The organism is Sediminimonas sp. (assembly GCF_024637375.1).
Taxonomy (GTDB): domain Bacteria; phylum Pseudomonadota; class Alphaproteobacteria; order Rhodobacterales; family Rhodobacteraceae; genus Sediminimonas.
The window spans coordinates 1-17445 of the sequence record NZ_JAGXFK010000060.1 but is presented as its reverse complement, the minus strand read 5'-3'; the positions used below and the strand labels follow the sequence as shown (position 1 = coordinate 17445).

General features: G+C 68.0%; 17 protein-coding genes and 1 pseudogene. 11 read left to right on the top strand and 7 right to left on the bottom strand.

The annotated features are described in order from the left end of the window. Window positions 1–17 precede the first annotated feature (17 nt). Entirely contained in the window at window positions 18–320 is a 303-nt protein-coding gene (locus Q0L89_RS10090) for a DUF6476 family protein (RefSeq protein WP_296764542.1), read from the bottom strand. Between Q0L89_RS10090 and Q0L89_RS10085 the strand changes: the two genes are divergently transcribed. The 3 genes from Q0L89_RS10085 (at window position 319) to Q0L89_RS10075 (ending at window position 2700) form a co-directional block, all read left to right on the top strand. Continuing rightward, window positions 319–1365, top strand: a complete 1047-nt coding sequence (locus Q0L89_RS10085) for a pseudouridine synthase (protein ID WP_296764540.1) — start codon at window positions 319–321, stop codon at window positions 1363–1365. The two genes, Q0L89_RS10090 and Q0L89_RS10085, sit on opposite strands and share 2 nt — an antisense overlap. Before the next feature lie 133 nt (window positions 1366–1498). Further along, complete coding sequence (gene rpoH / locus Q0L89_RS10080) at window positions 1499–2395, top strand: RNA polymerase sigma factor RpoH (protein ID WP_296764537.1); 897 nt, start codon at window positions 1499–1501, stop codon at window positions 2393–2395. A gap of 35 nt (window positions 2396–2430) precedes the next feature. Then, on the top strand, window positions 2431–2700 hold the full coding sequence (locus Q0L89_RS10075) for a DksA/TraR family C4-type zinc finger protein (protein WP_296764534.1): 270 nt from the start codon (window positions 2431–2433) through the stop codon (window positions 2698–2700). 178 nt (window positions 2701–2878) lie between these two features. Here Q0L89_RS10075 and Q0L89_RS10070 read toward each other — a convergent pair whose 3' ends face one another. Beyond that, window positions 2879–4699: a M3 family oligoendopeptidase gene (locus Q0L89_RS10070; RefSeq protein WP_296764531.1), complete on the bottom strand. Its 1821-nt coding sequence runs from the start codon at window positions 4697–4699 to the stop codon at window positions 2879–2881. A gap of 191 nt (window positions 4700–4890) precedes the next feature. Between Q0L89_RS10070 and Q0L89_RS10065 the strand changes: the two genes are divergently transcribed. After that, window positions 4891–5721 carry a fumarylacetoacetate hydrolase family protein gene (locus tag Q0L89_RS10065; protein WP_296764530.1) on the top strand — a complete coding sequence of 277 codons (831 nt, stop codon included), beginning with the start codon at window positions 4891–4893 and terminating at the stop codon, window positions 5719–5721. Window positions 5722–5729: 8 nt separating this feature from the next. Here the strand turns inward: Q0L89_RS10065 and Q0L89_RS10060 are convergent, their stop codons facing one another. Together Q0L89_RS10060 and Q0L89_RS10055 are read right to left on the bottom strand one after the other, a co-directional pair. Next, window positions 5730–6668 carry an alpha/beta hydrolase gene (locus tag Q0L89_RS10060; protein ID WP_296764526.1) on the bottom strand — a complete coding sequence of 313 codons (939 nt, stop codon included), beginning with the start codon at window positions 6666–6668 and terminating at the stop codon, window positions 5730–5732. 1 nt (window position 6669) lies between these two features. Next, a complete protein-coding gene (locus tag Q0L89_RS10055) occupies window positions 6670–6960 on the bottom strand; it encodes an SCP2 sterol-binding domain-containing protein (RefSeq protein ID WP_296764523.1) in 291 nt (96 codons plus the stop codon). Between the two features lie 67 nt (window positions 6961–7027). Between Q0L89_RS10055 and Q0L89_RS10050 the strand changes: the two genes are divergently transcribed. From Q0L89_RS10050 to Q0L89_RS10030, 5 genes are all read left to right on the top strand, one after another. Further along, entirely contained in the window at window positions 7028–7588 is a 561-nt protein-coding gene (locus Q0L89_RS10050; RefSeq protein ID WP_296764521.1) for a tetratricopeptide repeat protein, read from the top strand. A gap of 41 nt (window positions 7589–7629) precedes the next feature. Then, on the top strand, window positions 7630–10518 hold the full coding sequence (locus tag Q0L89_RS10045) for a helicase-related protein (protein WP_296764518.1): 2889 nt from the start codon (window positions 7630–7632) through the stop codon (window positions 10516–10518). Next, the gene (locus tag Q0L89_RS10040) at window positions 10515–10913 is read left to right on the top strand and encodes an RNA-binding S4 domain-containing protein (protein ID WP_296764515.1); all 399 of its coding nucleotides are present in this window, start codon (window positions 10515–10517) and stop codon (window positions 10911–10913) included. The genes Q0L89_RS10045 and Q0L89_RS10040 overlap by 4 nt, the downstream gene beginning before the upstream one ends. A gap of 51 nt (window positions 10914–10964) precedes the next feature. Continuing rightward, a complete protein-coding gene (gene fdxA, locus Q0L89_RS10035; RefSeq protein WP_296764513.1) occupies window positions 10965–11303 on the top strand; it encodes a ferredoxin FdxA in 339 nt (112 codons plus the stop codon). A 285-nt stretch (window positions 11304–11588) separates the two neighbouring features. Next, a complete protein-coding gene (locus Q0L89_RS10030; protein WP_296764511.1) occupies window positions 11589–12098 on the top strand; it encodes a CarD family transcriptional regulator in 510 nt (169 codons plus the stop codon). An 82-nt stretch (window positions 12099–12180) separates the two neighbouring features. Here the strand turns inward: Q0L89_RS10030 and cobS are convergent, their stop codons facing one another. Beyond that, window positions 12181–12942 carry an adenosylcobinamide-GDP ribazoletransferase gene (gene cobS, locus Q0L89_RS10025; RefSeq protein ID WP_296764508.1) on the bottom strand — a complete coding sequence of 254 codons (762 nt, stop codon included), beginning with the start codon at window positions 12940–12942 and terminating at the stop codon, window positions 12181–12183. A gap of 81 nt (window positions 12943–13023) precedes the next feature. Between cobS and cobT the strand changes: the two genes are divergently transcribed. Then, window positions 13024–14034 (top strand): nicotinate-nucleotide--dimethylbenzimidazole phosphoribosyltransferase, encoded by a 1011-nt coding sequence (gene cobT, locus Q0L89_RS10020; protein ID WP_296764505.1) that lies wholly within the window; start codon window positions 13024–13026, stop codon window positions 14032–14034. 33 nt (window positions 14035–14067) lie between these two features. On the opposite strand, the gene Q0L89_RS10015 is transcribed toward cobT, so the two are convergent. Beyond that, window positions 14068–14523, bottom strand: a complete 456-nt coding sequence (locus Q0L89_RS10015) for an Lrp/AsnC family transcriptional regulator (RefSeq protein WP_296764502.1) — start codon at window positions 14521–14523, stop codon at window positions 14068–14070. Between the two features lie 150 nt (window positions 14524–14673). On the opposite strand from Q0L89_RS10015, the gene hppD reads away from it, so the two are divergent. Further along, window positions 14674–15771, top strand: a complete 1098-nt coding sequence (hppD, locus tag Q0L89_RS10010; RefSeq protein WP_296764499.1) for a 4-hydroxyphenylpyruvate dioxygenase — start codon at window positions 14674–14676, stop codon at window positions 15769–15771. Window positions 15772–15825: 54 nt separating this feature from the next. Here the strand turns inward: hppD and Q0L89_RS10005 are convergent. Further along, window positions 15826–17445, bottom strand: a pseudogene (locus Q0L89_RS10005) (hypothetical protein); the annotation flags it as partial.

The following is a 17445-nucleotide window of genomic DNA, read 5'->3' as shown; positions in this document are numbered from 1 at the left end:
GCGCATCGCCCAAGCTGCTATTCGCCGGCTTCGATGGCGAGTGTCTGTAGCAACGTCCCGGTGTCGCGGTCGAAGATCAGGATCTCGTCGGCCTCGGTGACCACGGCATACCACCTGTCGGTCATGGTGAACGCGGCGGGCGTGCTGCCATCGGGCAGGGTGATCGCTCCCGGCAACGGCGCGGGGCGGTCGGAAAAGCGGATGACAAACAGGGCGATGATGACTAGAAGCCCGGCAATCATCGTGCCTGTCAGAACCGTGACCAGCAGGCGCAGGTATCGCAGGTTCGCCGGCTCCTCCGGCTGAGGGTTTTCGTCCATGGGCTCCCCCGTTCTGGGTTTTTCGATCGCGACCGATCCGCCTGCCCGCCTTGATAAGGCGCTTTCGCGCGACGTGCCAGCCTCGGCGGCACTGTCGCGCACGCGGCTGGCGCGTTTGTTGGCGCAAGGCTGCGTGCGCGTCAATGGCGCACCGGCGCATGACCCCAAGGCGCGCGTGCAGGCCGGCGACCGCATCGAGATCGACTTACCGCCGCCCGAGGAAAGCCACATGCGCGCGCAGCCGATCGCGCTTGACGTGGTGCACGAGGACGCGGCGCTGATCGTGGTCAACAAGCCCGCCGGGATGGTGGTGCACCCTGCCCCGGGCTCGGCCGAGGGCACGCTTGTCAACGCGCTGCTACACCATTGCGGCGACAGCCTGTCGGGTGTCGGTGGGGCGCGGCGGCCCGGTATCGTGCACCGCATCGACAAGGATACCAGCGGCCTGCTGGTGGTGGCCAAGTCGGACCGCGCCCATCACGGGCTGGCCGCGCAGTTCGAACGCCACAGTGTCGAGCGTCTGTACCGTGCGGTTGCCCACGGCGTGCCCGATGCCGGCGACCCGCGCCTGCGCGGGCTGCGCGGCATAGGGTTCGAACCGGGCGGGATCGTGCGGATCACCACGCAACTGGCCCGGCACCGCACCGACCGGCAGAAACAGCAGGTGGTGTTCCAGGGCGGGCGCCACGCGGTCACCCGCGTCCGCGTGGCCGAACGGTTCGGCAAGCCGCCGGTTGCAAGCCTTCTGGATTGCTGGCTGGAAACCGGGCGCACGCACCAGATCCGGGTGCACATGGCCCATGCCGGCCACGCACTGATCGGCGATCCGGTCTATGGCGGGCGGCACCGGGCATCGGCCAAGGCGCTGTCCGCGGCCGCCGCCGCGGTGGTGCACGGCTTTGGCCGGCAGGCGTTGCATGCGGCGGTGCTGGGGTTCACGCATCCGGTTTCGGGGCAGGCGATGCGGTTCGAGGCGCCGCTGCCCGCCGATATGGAGGAGCTTCTCGCGGCGCTGCGCCGTCCGGCCGTGGACACGCCCGCGTGAACGCCATGCAATCCGGTTTCGCCGGTGATGATTCGAGGTTACATTTCCCCGAGCAATCCCGCTTGACGGTTGAAACGCGGCGGCGGTGGACACAAATCTATGTTAAGCCCCTAAACATTTAGGAGGATACGCGTTGAGCAATTATGCCAATCTACCCGTACCCACGCCAGAGGGCGGGCTGAACCGGTACCTGCAGGAAATCCGCAAGTTCCCGATGCTGGAGCCGGAAGAGGAATACATGCTGGCCAAACGCTGGGCCGAGGAACAGGATGCCGAGGCCGCGCACAAGATGGTCACCTCGCACCTGCGCCTGGCGGCCAAGATCGCCATGGGATATCGCGGATACGGCCTGCCGACGGCCGAGGTGATTTCCGAGGCCAATGTCGGCCTCATGCAGGCGGTCAAGCGGTTCGATCCCGACAAGGGGTTCCGGCTGGCCACCTACGCGATGTGGTGGATCCGTGCCAGCATCCAGGAATACATCCTGCGCAGTTGGAGCCTGGTCAAGCTGGGCACGACCAGCGCGCAGAAAAAACTGTTCTTCAACCTGCGCAAGGCCAAGGCGCGCATCGGCGCGCTGGACGAAGGCGACCTGCGCCCCGAGGCGGTCAAGCGCATCGCGACCGATCTCGGCGTGACCGAGGACGAGGTCATCTCGATGAACCGGCGCATGTCGGGCGGCGACGCCTCGCTCAACGCCACCATCGGGGCCGAGGGCGAAGGGTCCATGCAATGGCAGGACTGGCTGGAAGACGAGAGCGCCGACCAGGCCAGCGACTACGAGGCCCGCGACGAGCTTGACGCGCGCCGCGAGATGCTGGGCAAGGCGATGGACGTGCTCAACGAGCGCGAGCGCGACATCCTCACCCAGCGGCGGCTGACCGACGAAACCGTGACGCTGGAGGATCTGAGCACGCAATACGGTGTCAGCCGGGAACGTATCCGGCAGATCGAGGTGCGCGCCTTCGAGAAGCTGCAAGAGCGGATGCGCGCGCTTGCCGCCGAAAAGGGGATGCTGGAACGGGGCTGACCCCGCAGGAGACGCGCAGGACAGGAGAGACGAGCATGGCTGGTGGCTGGGCGCGCGACGGCGCCGTGAACGAACAGATCGAGGCTTCGGTTTCCGATGAGCTTGCACGGCTCAGGGCCCGCAAGGGGCCATCGGGCGAAAGCCGTTCGCGGTGCGTCGAATGCGACGAGGAAATCCCCCGCGCACGGCGCGACGCGATTCCGGGCGTCAAGCTGTGCATCGAGTGCCAGCAGGAACGCGATGCGGCCCGCGCGCCGCGCGGCGGCCCCAACCGGCGCGCATCGAAGGACAGCCAGTTGAAGTGACCGCGCGATGAGGGGCGCTGCCCCTCTTGGCCTGCGGCCAATTCACCCCGGGATATTTTCGGCCAGAAGAAGCGGGTTTTCGTTACCCATGCCGGGCGCTCTGGCGTTTCCTCTGGCTTGAGACATCCCCGCCGGTGGGTGCGGCGCACCGGTCAGGGCGTTCGCGGCGGCGTCCGCGTCAGTCTTCCATGGCTTCCAACTCGTCGATCATCGCCTCGATCATCGACAGCCCCTTGTCCCAGAAGGCCGGGTCGCTGGCATCCAGGCCGAAGGGCGCGAGCAACTCGGAATGGTGCTTGGCGCCGCCGGCCTTGAGCATCGCGAAATACTTGTCCTGGAACCCCTCGGGGGCGTCCTGGTAGGCGGCGTAGAGCGCGTTTACCAGCCCGTCGCCGAAGGCATAGGCATAGACGTAGAAGGGTGAGTGGACGAAATGCGGGATGTAGGCCCAGAACGTCTCGTAGCCGTCCATGAAATCGAAGGCGGGGCCAAGGCTTTCGGCCTGCACGCTCATCCACAACGCATCTATGTCGTCGGGGGTCAGTTCGCCGTCGCGCCGCGCCTCGTGCAGCTTGCATTCGAAATCGTAGAAGGCGATCTGGCGGACCACGGTGTTGATCATGTCCTCGACCTTGCCCGCCAGCAGCGTCTTGCGTTCGGCTTGCGACCCGGCGTCGTCCAGCAGCTTGCGGAAGGTCAGCATCTCGCCGAAGACGCTGGCGGTCTCGGCCAGGGTCAGGGGCGTGGATGACAGCATCTCGCCCTGGTCGGCAGCCAGCACCTGGTGCACGCCGTGGCCCAGCTCGTGCGCCAGCGTCATCACGTCGCGCGGCTTGCCGAGGTAGTTGAGCATCACGTAAGGGTGCACGTCGGTCACCGTGGGGTGGGCAAAGGCGCCGGGGGCCTTGCCGGGCTTGACGCCGGCGTCGATCCAGCCGCGATCGAAAAACGGCGTGGCCAGCTCGGCCATGCGCACGTCGAAGCCGCGATAGGCGTCGAGCACGGTGCGCCGCGCGGTGGCCCAGTCGACGGTCCTAGGCGCTTCGATGGGCAGCGGTGCGTTGCGGTCCCAGACCTGCATCCGCTCAACGCCCAGCCACTTGCGCTTGAGTTCATAGTAGCGATGGCTGAGCCGCGGATAGGCCGCGACCACGGCGTTGCGCAGCGCCTCGACGACCTCGGGCTCGACATCGTTGGCCAGGTGCCGGCCGGTTTGCGGCGTCGGCATGCCGCGCCAGCGGTCGAGCACCTCTTTTTCCTTGGCCTGGGTGTTGTGCACACGGGCAAAGATGTGGCGGTTGTCGCTCAGCACCTGCGCCACGGCGCGCGCTGCGCCTTCGCGCTTAGCGCGGTCGGGGTCGGTCAGCAGGTTGAGCGTGGATTCGATGCCCAGGGTCTCGCCATCGACATCGAATTCCAGCCCGGCGACGGTTTCATCGAAAAGTCGCTCCCACGCGTCGCCGACAACGCCCAGATCGTGCAGGAACCTTTCCAGCTCGTCGGACAGTTGGTAGGGCTTCATCGCCCGGATGCGTTTGAACACCCGTTCGTAGCGGCCCAGCTCGGCGTTTTGTGCCAGCAGCGCGTCGACATGGGCATCGTCCAGCCGGTTCAGCTCCAGCGTGAAGAATACCAGCGGCGTGGTGTCGTCGGTGATCCTGGCCTGGCAGTCGGACAGGAACTTGGCGCGCCCGGCATCGGTTGTCTGCTGGTAATAGCGCAGCCCGGCAAACGACATGATGCGCCCGGCGACGGCGCTGATGCGCTCGTTGCGGTGCACGCATTCCAGCATGGCGGCGGCGTCGAGATCGGCGAGCCGGCCTTCGTAGTCGCGGGCGAAGTCGGCGCAGGCCTGTTGCAGCCAGTCCAGATCGCGCTGCAACTCGGGCGCGTCGGGCGCGGTATAGAGGTCGGAGAGATCCCATTCCGGCAGCGCGCCCAGATCCTTGTCACCGTGCGGGGCGTCGGCGTCTCGGGCAAGCCGGGGAAGATGGATCATCGGGGCGTCCTTTCACTGTTTGGCCCAGACATATGCGGGCCGTCGCGCGGCCTCAAGGGGCGTCTGCCGAATTGCGGCAGAAGCCTCCGCGCCCGGATTCGCGCTGTCCGGTGCGTCCGCGACCGCGGGCCGGTGGCTTGCGCTCGCCCGGCTGGCCGATAATGTGTGGGCCGACTCAGAGGGAGGATCACATGCGCTTTCTACGTTTCGGCGAACCCGGTCACGAACGGCCGGGGCTTCTGGATTCCGCGGGCGCGCTGCGCGATCTGTCGGGCGTCGTGCCCGACCTCGCCGGCGAGGTGCTGGCGGATCTGCCGCGTGTCGACCCCGAAACCCTGCCGCGTGTCGAAGGCACGCCGCGCATCGGCGTGCCGGTGGGCCAGGTGGGCAAATTCATCGGCATCGGGCTGAACTATTCCGACCATGCCGCCGAGGCGGGGATGGAGCCGCCGGCGATGCCGATCGTGTTCATGAAGGCAACCTCCAGCCTCGGCGGCCCCAACGACCCGGTCTACCTGCCGCGCGGGTCTGAAAAGTCGGATTGGGAGGTGGAACTGGGCGTGGTCATCGGCAAACGCGCCAAGTACGTGAGCGCGGATCGCGCGCTGGACCATGTCGCGGGCTACTGCGTGGTCAACGACATCTCGGAGCGCGCCTTCCAGACCGAGCGCGTGGGCCAGTGGACCAAGGGCAAGAGCTGCGACACGTTCGGCCCGGTGGGGCCGTGGCTGGTCACGCCCGACGAGGCGGGCGATCCGCAATCGCTGGCGCTGTCGCTGGATGTCAATGGCACGCGCATGCAGACGGGTAATTCCACCGCGATGATCTTCACGGTGGCGCAGATCATCGCGCACCTGTCAGAGATGATGAGCCTCAACCCCGGCGACATCATCGCCACCGGCACCCCGCCGGGAGTCGGGATGGGCATGAAGCCGCCGCGGTTCCTGCGCGAGGGCGACGTGATGGAGCTCGAGATCGCGGGGCTGGGCCGCCAGCGCCAGGAGGTACGCCGCGACGCCTGAGCGTGCAGTCAGGCGGCCCCGGTGAACAGCGACGTGATGGCGTTGGTCACCGGGGTGCGCATCGCGGCGCGTTCCATAAGAACCTCGTGTTCGGCCCCCTCGACCCGTTCCAGCGTGCCGCGCGGCCAGGCCTTCATCCGCTCGGCGATGCGGTCGAGGTCGACGATGCGCTCGTTGCTGCCCACGAAGGTGGCGCAGGGCAGGTCGGGCGAGGGCCGGCGCGCCAGCGCGCGCGTTTCCGACAGCGCCTGGTGCACCCAGTGCAGGCTTGGCCCGCCGAGCGCCAATTCCGGGTACTGCAGGCATTGCGCCTGCATGTAGGCATACATGTCCGAATCGGTGGTCAGCATGTTGCCTTCGAACGGCTCGGCCTTGACGTAGGTTTCCGCCTTGGTGCTCGGGGCCAACCGGTGACCGATGCCCAGCGTCGCGCTGGCCGCCGCCAGGGCGCCGCCAAGCGCCCGTGTGACCGGCGACATCGCGATGCCCCACATCGGCCCGGTAAAGGCGCAGGCGGTGACGTCATCGCGCTCCATCACCGCGCGCAGGCCGATGCAGCCGCCCATCGAATGGGCCAGCAGGAACCATGGCCTGGGCAGCGCCTGCGCCTGCGCCGCTGCGACCATTGCCGCCACGTCGTGCTGGTAGTCGGTGAACCGGTCGACATGCCCGATGCGACGGTCGGCGAGCAGCCGGTCCGACAAGCCCTGGCCGCGCCAGTCGATCGCCATGGTGGCAAAGCCCCGCGCCGCCAGGTCCGCCGCGGTGCGCCCGTATTTCTCAAGGTACTCGGTGCGCCCGGGAAACAGCAGAACGGTGCCGCGCGTGGCCGCCGCGCGCGCCCATACGCACAGCCGCAGGCGCACGCCGTCCTCGGCGTGCACCCACCACGCCGCGCAGTCGGCGGGGCCGTCAGCCACGTCGGCGAAAAACGGGGCGTTCTCCATCTCAGGCGAGGACCGACCCCAGTTTCATCGCCATCCCCATGTCGCCATCGACGCTGAGCTTGCCGCTCATGAAGGCGGCTGTGGGGTTGGTGTCGCCCTCCATCATCGCCTGGAAGGTCTCGGCATCCGCGGTCAGCGTCACGTCGGCTGCCTCATCCGCGGCGCGCGCGCCCTGCGAATCGACCATGACCGCGCCTTCGCCTTCGATGACGAACTTGGCCAGGCCGTCGAAATCGGCATCGGCGAGTTTTTCGTTCAGGGCCGTCACGGCCGTTTCGATCACGTTGCTCATCGGTGGTGTCCTCACAATTTTCCACCCGGGGGTAACAATGCCCGCCGCGTGCGCTACACTGGCGGTTATGGGCGTGATGACCTTGTGGATCAATCGTATCGTCGCGGCAGGCATCGCGACAGTGGCGTTTTCCCTACCCGCCGCGGCGGAGGGCGACCGCTTGCAGGCGCTTTATGACGCGCTGGCGCAAAGCGGCCCCGGCGAAGCCGCCGGAATCGTGCGCGATATCCGGATGGAATGGTCGAAAACCGGCTCGCCGTCGATCGACCTGTTGTTGCGGCGGGGGCGCGACGCGCTGGAACGCGGCGAGGTGCGCGCCGCCATCGAACACCTGACCGCCGCCACCGATCACGCGCCCGGTATCGCGCAAGGCTGGGTTCTGCGCGCCCGCGCCTTTTTCGAGGCCGAGCGCCCCGGCATCGCGGCTGCCGATCTGGAACGCGCGCTGGCGCTGGATCCGCAGCATTTCCAGGCCGCGTTCGGGCTGGCGGCGATTTTCGAGCAGCTTGACCGCCCCGAGGCGGCGGCGCGCGCCTATGCGCTTGTCCTGCGTCTTCACCCGCACTACGACAGGGCGCGCGAGGCGCTTGAGCGGCTCGATGCGCGCGGCGACGACGTCGCGCTCTGAGCGCGGCACGCGCCGCCGACACCAAGTTCAGGGGTCTTCCCATGGCCGAGCCTTCTCGGATCAGCGCGGTTCTCGGGCCGACCAATACCGGCAAGACCCATTACGCGATCGACCGGATGCTGGGCTACCGCAGCGGAATAATCGGCCTGCCGCTGCGGCTGCTGGCGCGCGAGGTCTACGACAAGATCGCCGCCGCGCGCGGGCCCTCGGTGGTGGCGCTGGTGACCGGCGAAGAACGGATCGTGCCGCCGCGCACGCAATTCTGGGTCTGCACGGTCGAGGCGATGCCCGAGGGCCTGGGCGCCGATTTCGTCGCCGTCGACGAGATACAGCTCTGCGCCGACCCTGAGCGTGGCCATGTCTTCACCGACCGGCTGTTGCGCGCGCGCGGCCAGCTCGAAACGCTGTTCATGGGCGCCGATACCATGCGCGGGGCCATCGCGGCGCTGGTGCCGGGGGTGCAGTTCCTGCAACGCGAGCGGATGTCGCAGCTTTCCTATTCAGGTTCGAAAAAGATAAGCAGAATGCCGGCGCGTAGCGCGATTGTGGGGTTTTCGATTGATAATGTGTATGCGACGGCTGAGCTGATCCGCCGCCAGAAGGGCGGTGCGGCGGTTGTGATGGGGGCGCTCAGCCCGCGCACCCGCAACGCCCAGGTGGAAATGTACCAAAACGGCGATGTCGATTTCCTGGTCGCCACGGATGCCATCGGCATGGGGCTCAACCTTGATATCGACCATGTCGCGTTTTCGGCGCTGACCAAGTTCGACGGTCGCAGGATGCGCCCGCTGGCGCCCAATGAACTGGCCCAGATCGCGGGGCGCGCCGGGCGCGGCATGGCGCATGGCAGCTTCGGTGTGACCGGCGAGGCCCCGGCGCTGGACGACCACGTCGCGCAGGCGATCATGGAGCACCGCTTCACCCCGATCCGCCGGCTGCAATGGCGCAACCCGGAGCTGTCGTTCGCCAGCATCGACGCGCTCGTCGCGTCGCTGGAAAAGGCGCCGCAGGATGCCATACTGACCCGCGCGCGAGAGGCCGACGACCTGTCCGCGCTTCGCGCGCTCTCGAACTCGGCCGAGGTGCGCGCACGCGCCGGCGATCCGGCCTCGGTGCGGCTGTTGTGGGATGTCTGCCGCATCCCCGATTTCCGCGGCATCAGCAGCGCCGAACATGCCGGTTTGCTGGAATCGATCTTCGGTTTCCTGCACCAGTCGGGGCGGGTGCCCGACGACTGGCTGGCGCGTCAGGTCAAGCGCATCGACCGCACCGATGGCGACATCGACGCGCTGTCGAAACGGTTGGCATTCATCCGCACATGGACATATGTCGCGCAGCGCAGCGGTTGGGTCCATGACGAAAGTCATTGGCGCGAGCGCACGCGCGCGGTAGAAGATCGCCTGTCGGACGCGTTGCACGCGCGCCTGACGCAAAGATTTGTGGACCGGCGCACATCGGTTCTGCTGCGCCGGCTCAAGCAGAAGGAGGCCATGGTGGCCGAAGTGAACGACAAGGGCGAGGTGACGGTCGAGGGCGAGTTCGTCGGTCGGCTGGAAGGATTTCGATTCCGCCAGGACAAGGATGCCACGGGGCAGGAGGCCAAGACGCTACGCCAGGCCAGCGCCGCGGCGCTGGCGCCGCAGTTCCACCTGCGTGCCGACCGCTTCTACAACGCCCCCGATACCGAGATCGACTTCACCGAACAGGGCGGCCTGATGTGGGGCGAACAGGCGGTCGGCCGGCTTGCGGCGGGGGATGATCCGCTCAAGCCGCAGGTGGTGGCCTTCGTCGACGACGAGGCCGGCCCGGATGTCGCCGCCAAGGTGCAGCGGCGCTTGCAGCACTTCATCGACCGCAAGATCGCCACGCTGTTCGAGCCGCTGCTGAACATGCAGCGCGACGAGGCGCTGACCGGGCTGGCACGCGGCTTTGCCTTCCGCATGGTCGAGGCCATGGGCGTGTTGCCGCGCGGCGAGGTGGCGCAGGAGGTCAAGGCGCTGGACCAGGACGCGCGTGCCGGGTTGCGCAAGCACGGGGTGCGGTTTGGCCAGTTCACGGTGTTCATGCCGCTGTTGCTGAAACCTGCGCCGACGCGCCTGCGGCTGGTGCTGTGGTCGCTGGCGCAGGGGCTCGACCATTTCCCCGAGGCGCCGCCGCCGGGGCTGGTCACGGTGCCGGCGGATGCGCAGGCACCGCAGGGTTACCACACCATGGCAGGCTACCGCGCGGCGGGCGCGCGGGCGATCCGCATCGACATGCTCGAACGCCTGGCCGATATGCTGCGCGCCGAAGACAGCCGCGCCGGGTTCGAGGCGACGCCCGACATGCTGTCGATCACCGGCATGACGCTGGAGCAGTTCGCCGAGTTGATGCAGGGGCTGGGCTACAACGCCGAACGCGGCGAACGCGAAAAGCCGCGCCCGGCCCCGGATACGGCGGCGGGTACGCCCGACACAGCGGTGGCGAGCACGCCGGACGATATGGCGGTGGGCACCCCGGACGAGGCGGCGGGCACCCCCGAAGAAGAGCCGCCCGGCCCGGCCGAGACGCCCGAGCCGCCGGTCGAGACCCCGCCCGCGACGCCGCCGGAAACACCGGCCGATCCGCCCGACGAGGGGCCCGAGCCGACACCGCCCGAGGCACCCGAGCCGCCGCCCGAAACGTCGGCAGACGCGGCCGACGCCGCCCCGGAAACGGAGGTGTTCTACACCTTCACCTGGGCCCGCAAGCCCGCCGGCGGTCCTCGCGCCGACAAGCCCCGTGGCAAGCCGCGCGCCAAGGCGGGCAATGCCGGCAAGGGGCGCAAGCCCAAGGGCAAGGGCAGTGACACCGCGCCAAGGACCGACAAGGCCGGCCCGCCGAAAAAGGACCGCATCGACCCCGACAACCCCTTCGCCGCGGCGCTGATGGGGCTCAAGGACAAGACGTGACGGCGGCAGGGCCGGCGTCGGATGCGGAGCGGGTCGACAAGATCCGCCTCGACAAGTGGCTCTGGCAGGCGCGGTTTTTCAAGACCCGCAGCCTGGCCGCCGGGGTGGTGCGCGGCGGGCATGTGCGCGTCAACGGCACCCGCGCGGTCAAGCCTGCGCAGCAGGTGGGCAGCGGCGACGTGCTGACCTTCCCGCAGGGGCAGCGGGTGAGGGTGGTGCGGCTCGTCGCGCCGGGCGCGCGGCGCGGCCCCGCTACCGAGGCGCAAACGCTTTACGAGGACTTGACCGAGATCAAGGACGATGTCCCGGCCGCGCCGCGATACGAGGGCGGCGGTCGGCCGACCAAGAAGGACCGCAGGATAATGATACGCGATCGGTCGCGGGCGCTTGAATGATGCGTGGTGCTGGTCTACGTCAGGCCCGTTCCGGGAAGGTGAGAGAGAGATATGACTTACATCGTCACCGATAACTGCATCGCCTGCAAATACACCGACTGTGTCGAGGTCTGCCCGGTGGATTGTTTCTACGAGGGTGAGAATATGCTGGTCATCCACCCCGACGAATGCATTGATTGCGGTGTATGCGAGCCGGAATGCCCCGCGGATGCCATCCGCCCGGATACCGAGCCGGACATGGAAACATGGGTGGAGTTCAACCGGAAATACTCGGAAAGCTGGCCTGTCATCATCTCGAAGAAAGACCCGTTGCCCGACGCCGACGACCGCGACGGCGAGGAGGACAAGCTGTCCAAGTATTTCTCCGAGGCGCCGGGCGAAGGCGGCTGAGCCCCGATTCGCTGCACTATTCGGGCGGGCGCGCCGCGCGCCGCGTGGCCAGCATCGTTAACACATTGTGAATCACGGGAAATACCGGTTCCGTGGCCGCTGTGCTTTCGGCTGTCAAAAAAGTGTGATATACACATGGTCGTTGTAATAAACGCCCCTGAACCTTGCCTGCGCGCCGCTGCCTTGCGCATACAGTCTGTTTTTATGTCGTGACCCGTTCGGGATCCAAGTGACCCCGATGGTTTTCTGTCGGGTTTCGGGGCGCTGCCTGCAAGGAAGGATTGCATGAGCAAAACGAGAAAATCCGAATTCCACCCCAACGACTATGTCGTTTACCCCGCCCATGGCGTCGGACAGATCATCTCGATCGAGGAACAGGAAATCGCCGGCATTCCGCTGGAGCTGTTCGTCGTGTCGTTCGAGAAGGACAAGATGACGCTGCGCGTGCCCACTGACAAGGCCACCGAGATCGGCATGCGCTCGCTGTCGAGCCCCGACATCATCTCGAAGGCATTGAGCACGCTCAAGGGCAAGGCGAAGGTCAAGCGCGCGATGTGGTCGCGCCGGGCGCAGGAATATGAACAGAAGATCAACTCGGGCGATCTGATCGCGATTGCCGAAGTGGTCCGCGACCTGCACCGTACCGACGACCAGCGCGAGCAGAGCTATTCGGAGCGCCAGCTTTACGAGGCGGCGCTCGAACGTCTGACCCGCGAGGTTGCGGCGGTCAGCGGCAACGACGAGGTCGCTGCCGCCAAGCAGGTCGACGAGGTGTTGGTGTCCCGCGCGGCCTGAGCCCGCGCCCGCACCTTCGCAAGACTTCGACCGCGCCCCGTGAAACGGGCGCGGTTTTTTCGTCCGCCCCGTGGTCGCGGGGTCAGGCGCACAGCACCCACAGCGCCGCGATTTCGCAGCACTGCTGGCAGGCGCCGAGGATATCGCCGGTCTGTCCGCCGATGCGTGCCCTGGCGATCCGCGCGACCGCCCATGCCGCCAGGCCGGCGGCAAGCGCCGCCGTGATCGCCTCGACAGGGCCGATACTCAGCCCCGCGATGCCGACCGCCAGCAGTGCCGCCAGCCCCGCCATGCGCGGTGTCGGGCGCCCGACGCTGCGCGACAGCCCGTCGGCACGGGCATGGGGCAGCGCCGCCATCAGCGCCGGCATCGCCCCGCGCGACAGGGCCGCGGCCGCGATCAGCGCCGCCACGGCGCCGCCCTGCTGCCACAGCAGGCTCAGCGCCATCCAGCGCGCGCCCAGCGACAGGATCAGCGCGATCACGCCGTAGCTGCCGGTATGGCTGTCCTTCATGATCTCCAGCCGCCGCGCGCGGTCCCATCCGCCCCACAGCCCATCGGCACTGTCGGCCAGCCCATCCTCGTGCATGGCGCCGGTCAGCACGACCAGCCCGGCCAGCGACAACCCCGCCGCCAGCGGCGCGGGCAGGCCAAGCGCCTGCGCCGCCCAGCTGATCATGCCGGCAATCGCCGCCACCGCCAACCCGGCCAGCGGGTAGGCCCATACGGCCGCGGTCGCGCGGGTGAAATCGGCGGCGCCGGGGTTGAGCGGCAATCGCGTCAGCAGCGACAGCGCCACCGCGACATCGCCGGGGGCAGGCCGTTCGGCGTCGGGTACATGCATGCTTTTGCCTCTTTGCGCCTTGTTCCGCTCGTGGGGCAGGTTAAACACCGCCCAATGGCAACGATCAACAAGGGGGATAGCATGACCGCGCCGTTTTCAAGCCTGGAAGAGTTCGCCGAGCTGGTCGCGCAGGCCCCGGCGGCCGATGCCGGTGCCGCCGCCGCCGCGCAAGACCGCAACGGCCAGTTGACCAAACCCCCCGGTGCGCTTGGCCGGCTGGAGGAGCTGGCGATCTGGTACGCCGGCTGGCGTGGCACCCCGCGCCCCGCGCTGGCCGCGCCGCAGGTGCTGGTGTTCGCCGCCAACCACGGGGTTACCGCGCAAGGCGTTTCAGCGTTCCCCGCCGAAGTGACGGGGCAGATGGTGCAGAATTTCCAACGCGGCGGCGCCGCCATCAACCAGCTTGCGCGCGCCTTCGGGGCGCGGATGGACGTGCATGCGCTGGAGCTTGACCGCCCGACAGCGGATTTCACCACCGCCCCGGCGATGGACGCGGCCGGCGTCGTCGCCGCGCTTTCGGCCGGCTGGGCGGCGGTCGATGCGGACGCCGACGTGCTGATCTGCGGCGAGATGGGCATCGGCAATACCACCTCGGCGGCGGCGCTGGCGCTGGCGCTTTTCGGTGGCACGGCGCAAGACTGGGTCGGGCGCGGCACCGGTGTCGACGATGCCGGGTTGGCCAACAAGGCCCGCGTGGTGACGGCAGGCGTGGCGTTGCACGGCGGTGCCGGCGCGCTGGACGCATTGCGCTGCCTCGGCGGGCGCGAACTGGCGGCGATGGCCGGGGCGATTGCGCGGGCGCGCGCCTTGCGCATCCCGGTGATCCTGGATGGCTTCATCTGCACCGCCGCCGCCGCCTGCCTGGAGCGCACCCGCGCCGGCGCGCTGGATCACTGCGTGGCCGGACATGTCAGCGCCGAGCCGGGGCACGCGCGGCTCTTGCGGGCGCTGGACATGGCGCCGCTGCTGTCGCTTGATATGCGGCTGGGCGAAGGCTCGGGCGCGGCGGTGGCGCTTGGGGTGCTCAAGGCGGCGGTGGCCTGCCATTCGGGGATGGCCACCTTCGCCGAGGCCGGCGTCAGCGACGGTTGAGCGCCGCCATCGCGCGCGCCCCCGGACGGCCCGTCAGGTGGGCAGGGGGGCGTCCTGCTTGAACTGGTCCATGACGATCTGGCTTTGCACGCGGGCGACCGCCGGGTGCGGCGACAGCACCTCGTGGATCAACCGGTTGAGCGCCGCGAGATCGGTGCAATAGATACGCAGCATGTAATCGGCATCGCCGGTGAGCGTCCACGCGCTGACGATCTCGGGGCGCGTGGCCACCAGCCGGGCAAAGCCCTGCGCCTGCTCGGGGCCGTGACTGCCCAGTTGCACCTGGATGAAAGCCTGCACGTCCAACCCCATCCGGCCCGGGTCGAGCTTTGCCGCGTAGCCGCGGATATAGCCGGCCTGTTCAAGCCGTTGGCGTCGCCGTCCGGCCTGGCTGGGCGAGAGGTTGAGCATCTCGCCCAACTGCTGCGCGGTGAGGTGCGCGTTGGCCTGAAGCGCGGCGAGCAGCCGCTTGTCGGTTTCGTCGATCATGCGCGCAATTTCTGAAATTCCTACGATTTATGCATCAATTACGCATGAGAGTACCTATATGGCAAGGAGAATGCGCAGATTCCCGGTTCGTTATCATGTAAACTAACCATTAGCGAAACAGGACAGTCACAGCCAATCAAGGAGATTCCCATGGGCCCCTTCCCGCACGACGCCCCGCGATCCGAGATCACGCCCGAGAACCCCGCCGGCACCGATGGGTTCGAGTTCGTCGAGTTCGCCCATCCCGACCCCGACGAGCTGCGGACGCTTTTCGCGCGCATGGGCTATGCGCTGACCGGGCGCCACAAGACCCGCGATATCGAGCTGTGGCAGCAAGGCGACATAACCTACATCGTCAACGCCGAACCGGGCTCGATGGCGATGCGCTTCGTCGGGGAGCACGGCCCCTGCGCGCCGTCGATGGGCTGGCGTGTGGCCGATGCGCAAAAGGCGTTCGATCACGCCGTGGCCAATGGGGCCGAACCCTACATGGAAAACGACCGCACCATGGATGTGCCCGCGATCAAGGGCATCGGCGGGTCGCTGATCTACTGCATCGACCAGTATTACGATACCTCGCCCTACAACGATGAATTCGACTGGCTGCAGACATCCAAGCCCGCGGGGGTTGGCTTCTACTACCTCGATCACCTCACGCACAATGTCTACACGGGCAATATGGACAAGTGGTTCCGGTTTTATGAAAAGCTGTTCAATTTCCGCGAGATTCGCTTTTTCGATATCGAGGGCAAGCATACCGGGCTGTTCAGCCGGGCGCTGACCTCGCCCTGCGGGCGCATCCGCATTCCGATCAACGAGGATCGCGGCGAAACCGGCCAGATTGTCGCCTACCTGAAGAAGTACAACGGCGAAGGCATACAGCACATCGCCGTGGGCACCGACAACATCTACGACTCGACCGATGCGATCGCCGGGAACGGTATCCGCTTCATGCCGGCGCCGCCCGATGCCTATTACGAACTCAGCAAGGCCCGCGTGCAGGGCCACGAGGAACCCATCGAGCGGATGAAGACGCACGGCATTCTGATCGACGGCGAAGGCGTGGTCGATGGTGGCGAAACCCGCATCCTGCTGCAAATCTTCTCGAAAACGGTAATCGGGCCGATCTTTTTCGAGTTCATCCAGCGCAAGGGCGATGACGGTTTCGGCGAGGGTAACTTCAAGGCGCTGTTCGAAAGCATCGAGCAGGAGCAGATCGACAACGGGGAAATCGAAGCGGCCGAATGACCGGCCCGGCCTGCGGCGGGCCGGGGCGCGCACGACGCCTGCCCGCCGCTCCGGTCAGCCGCTCGGCATCCTCAGGACCAGGTTGCGGCCGCGCTTGATGTAGCGCAGCTCGCGTTCGCCGATTGCGGCCACGCGACCGCCGTCGAGCGAATCGCCCACCTCGACCTTGGTGAACTTGCCGTTCGGCAGGCGCACCAGCGCGCGCCGGCCGGAGGGTTTTCCATAAACCCCGATAAGATTGATGTCGCGCATCCTGATCGCGTTCGTGACCGTCGCCTGCTTGGCGACCGAGGCGGTCGTGGGGATCTCGGGCGCGACCGTGTCTCCCCGACGGGTCACCGTTTTGGCATCGAGCTCCGCCGGGCGGGGCTCGGGCTTGAGCGAGACGGCGATGGCAAGCGCCGTCCCGTCGTCGTCGGCCACTGCCGCGATATCGGCCGCGTCTTCGGTGCCCTCGTCGGAAGCCTGCGCCGCGATGGCGTCGGGGCGCGGGCGCGGGTGGATGACTGCCAGTTCGGTGCGTGTCCGCCCGCCCAGTTGCGAACGCTCGTTTTCCTCGACCAGTCCCTCGGGCCGCGCCTTGGGCCGGACGCTCGACAGCCGTTCGCGCAACGCTTCCTGCGCGCGGTTGTCGCTGGTGCGCAAGCGCGGCGGCCGCGCCGGCGGCGCGCCGGCATAGATCATCACCCCGTCGGGGGAAATCGTGCCCTCGGGCGTGGCCTCGACAAGGCCGCGCTCGTCCAGCTTGAAGCGGGTTCCGGGCAGTGCCGGGGTGGTTTGCGGGCGCGGGCGCGGATCGGGGGCAAGCGCCTCGACCGCCGGCAGGGCCACCGCGTCGGAAATGGCGATCTCGCGGTCGATCGAGGCGATATAAAGATCGTTCACCGACCCGGCGGTGGGCGACTCGGGCGTCTCCGGCGCGGCGGGCCATATACCGGTGGCGGCATAGCGCGCCTCGGCTTCCTCGGGTCGTGGGATGGTCGAGATCGCCACGGTGCCCGGGTCGGCCGATTCACTGGGGTCATCCTGCGCGTCGGCGACCGGCGGCGGCGTGGCTGCGACCTCGGCCGCGTCCGGCGCGCGCGGTTCGGGCTCCGCTGCCGGCTCCGCTGGCGGGGGCACCGCCTCGGGGTCCGGCCGGGCCGCGGGCGTCGCGTTATCGAGCGACAGGGGCGGTGGCGTGATCGCTTGCGGCTGGTCCTCTCCCTGCTGCTCCTCTCCCTCCGTCGGAGGGGTAAGGGCGGCGAGGTCCTCGGTGTCGGGGTCCACCTGCGTTGTCTGCGTGGTGCGCTCGGCGGACGTGCCCGGTGCTTCGGGCTGCGACGACATCATGGCCCAAACGCCGATTCCGGCGAGAACCAGCACCGCGCCCAAGGCCGCGAACAGCCCGGCCCGGCGCGTGCCGCCACCCATTGCCGTGCGACCCGGCGAATCCGCCCTTCGCGCCCCGAAGATGGTCAGCTTTTCGGCTTCGTCCTGCGGGGTGGAGCGCGGCTTGGCCTTGGTATCGGCCGCCACCGCGCCGGTACCCGTGAGGGGCGCCGCGCTTTCGGCCCCGCCCTGCGTTGGCGCGGGGCGCCGTTTTGCTATCCGGCCCAGCCCCGCCAGCCGCGCCCCGGCCGCGCCGAGCCCGGCGCGCGCCTGCCGGCCGGTACGGGTTGCGCCGGATCGGGC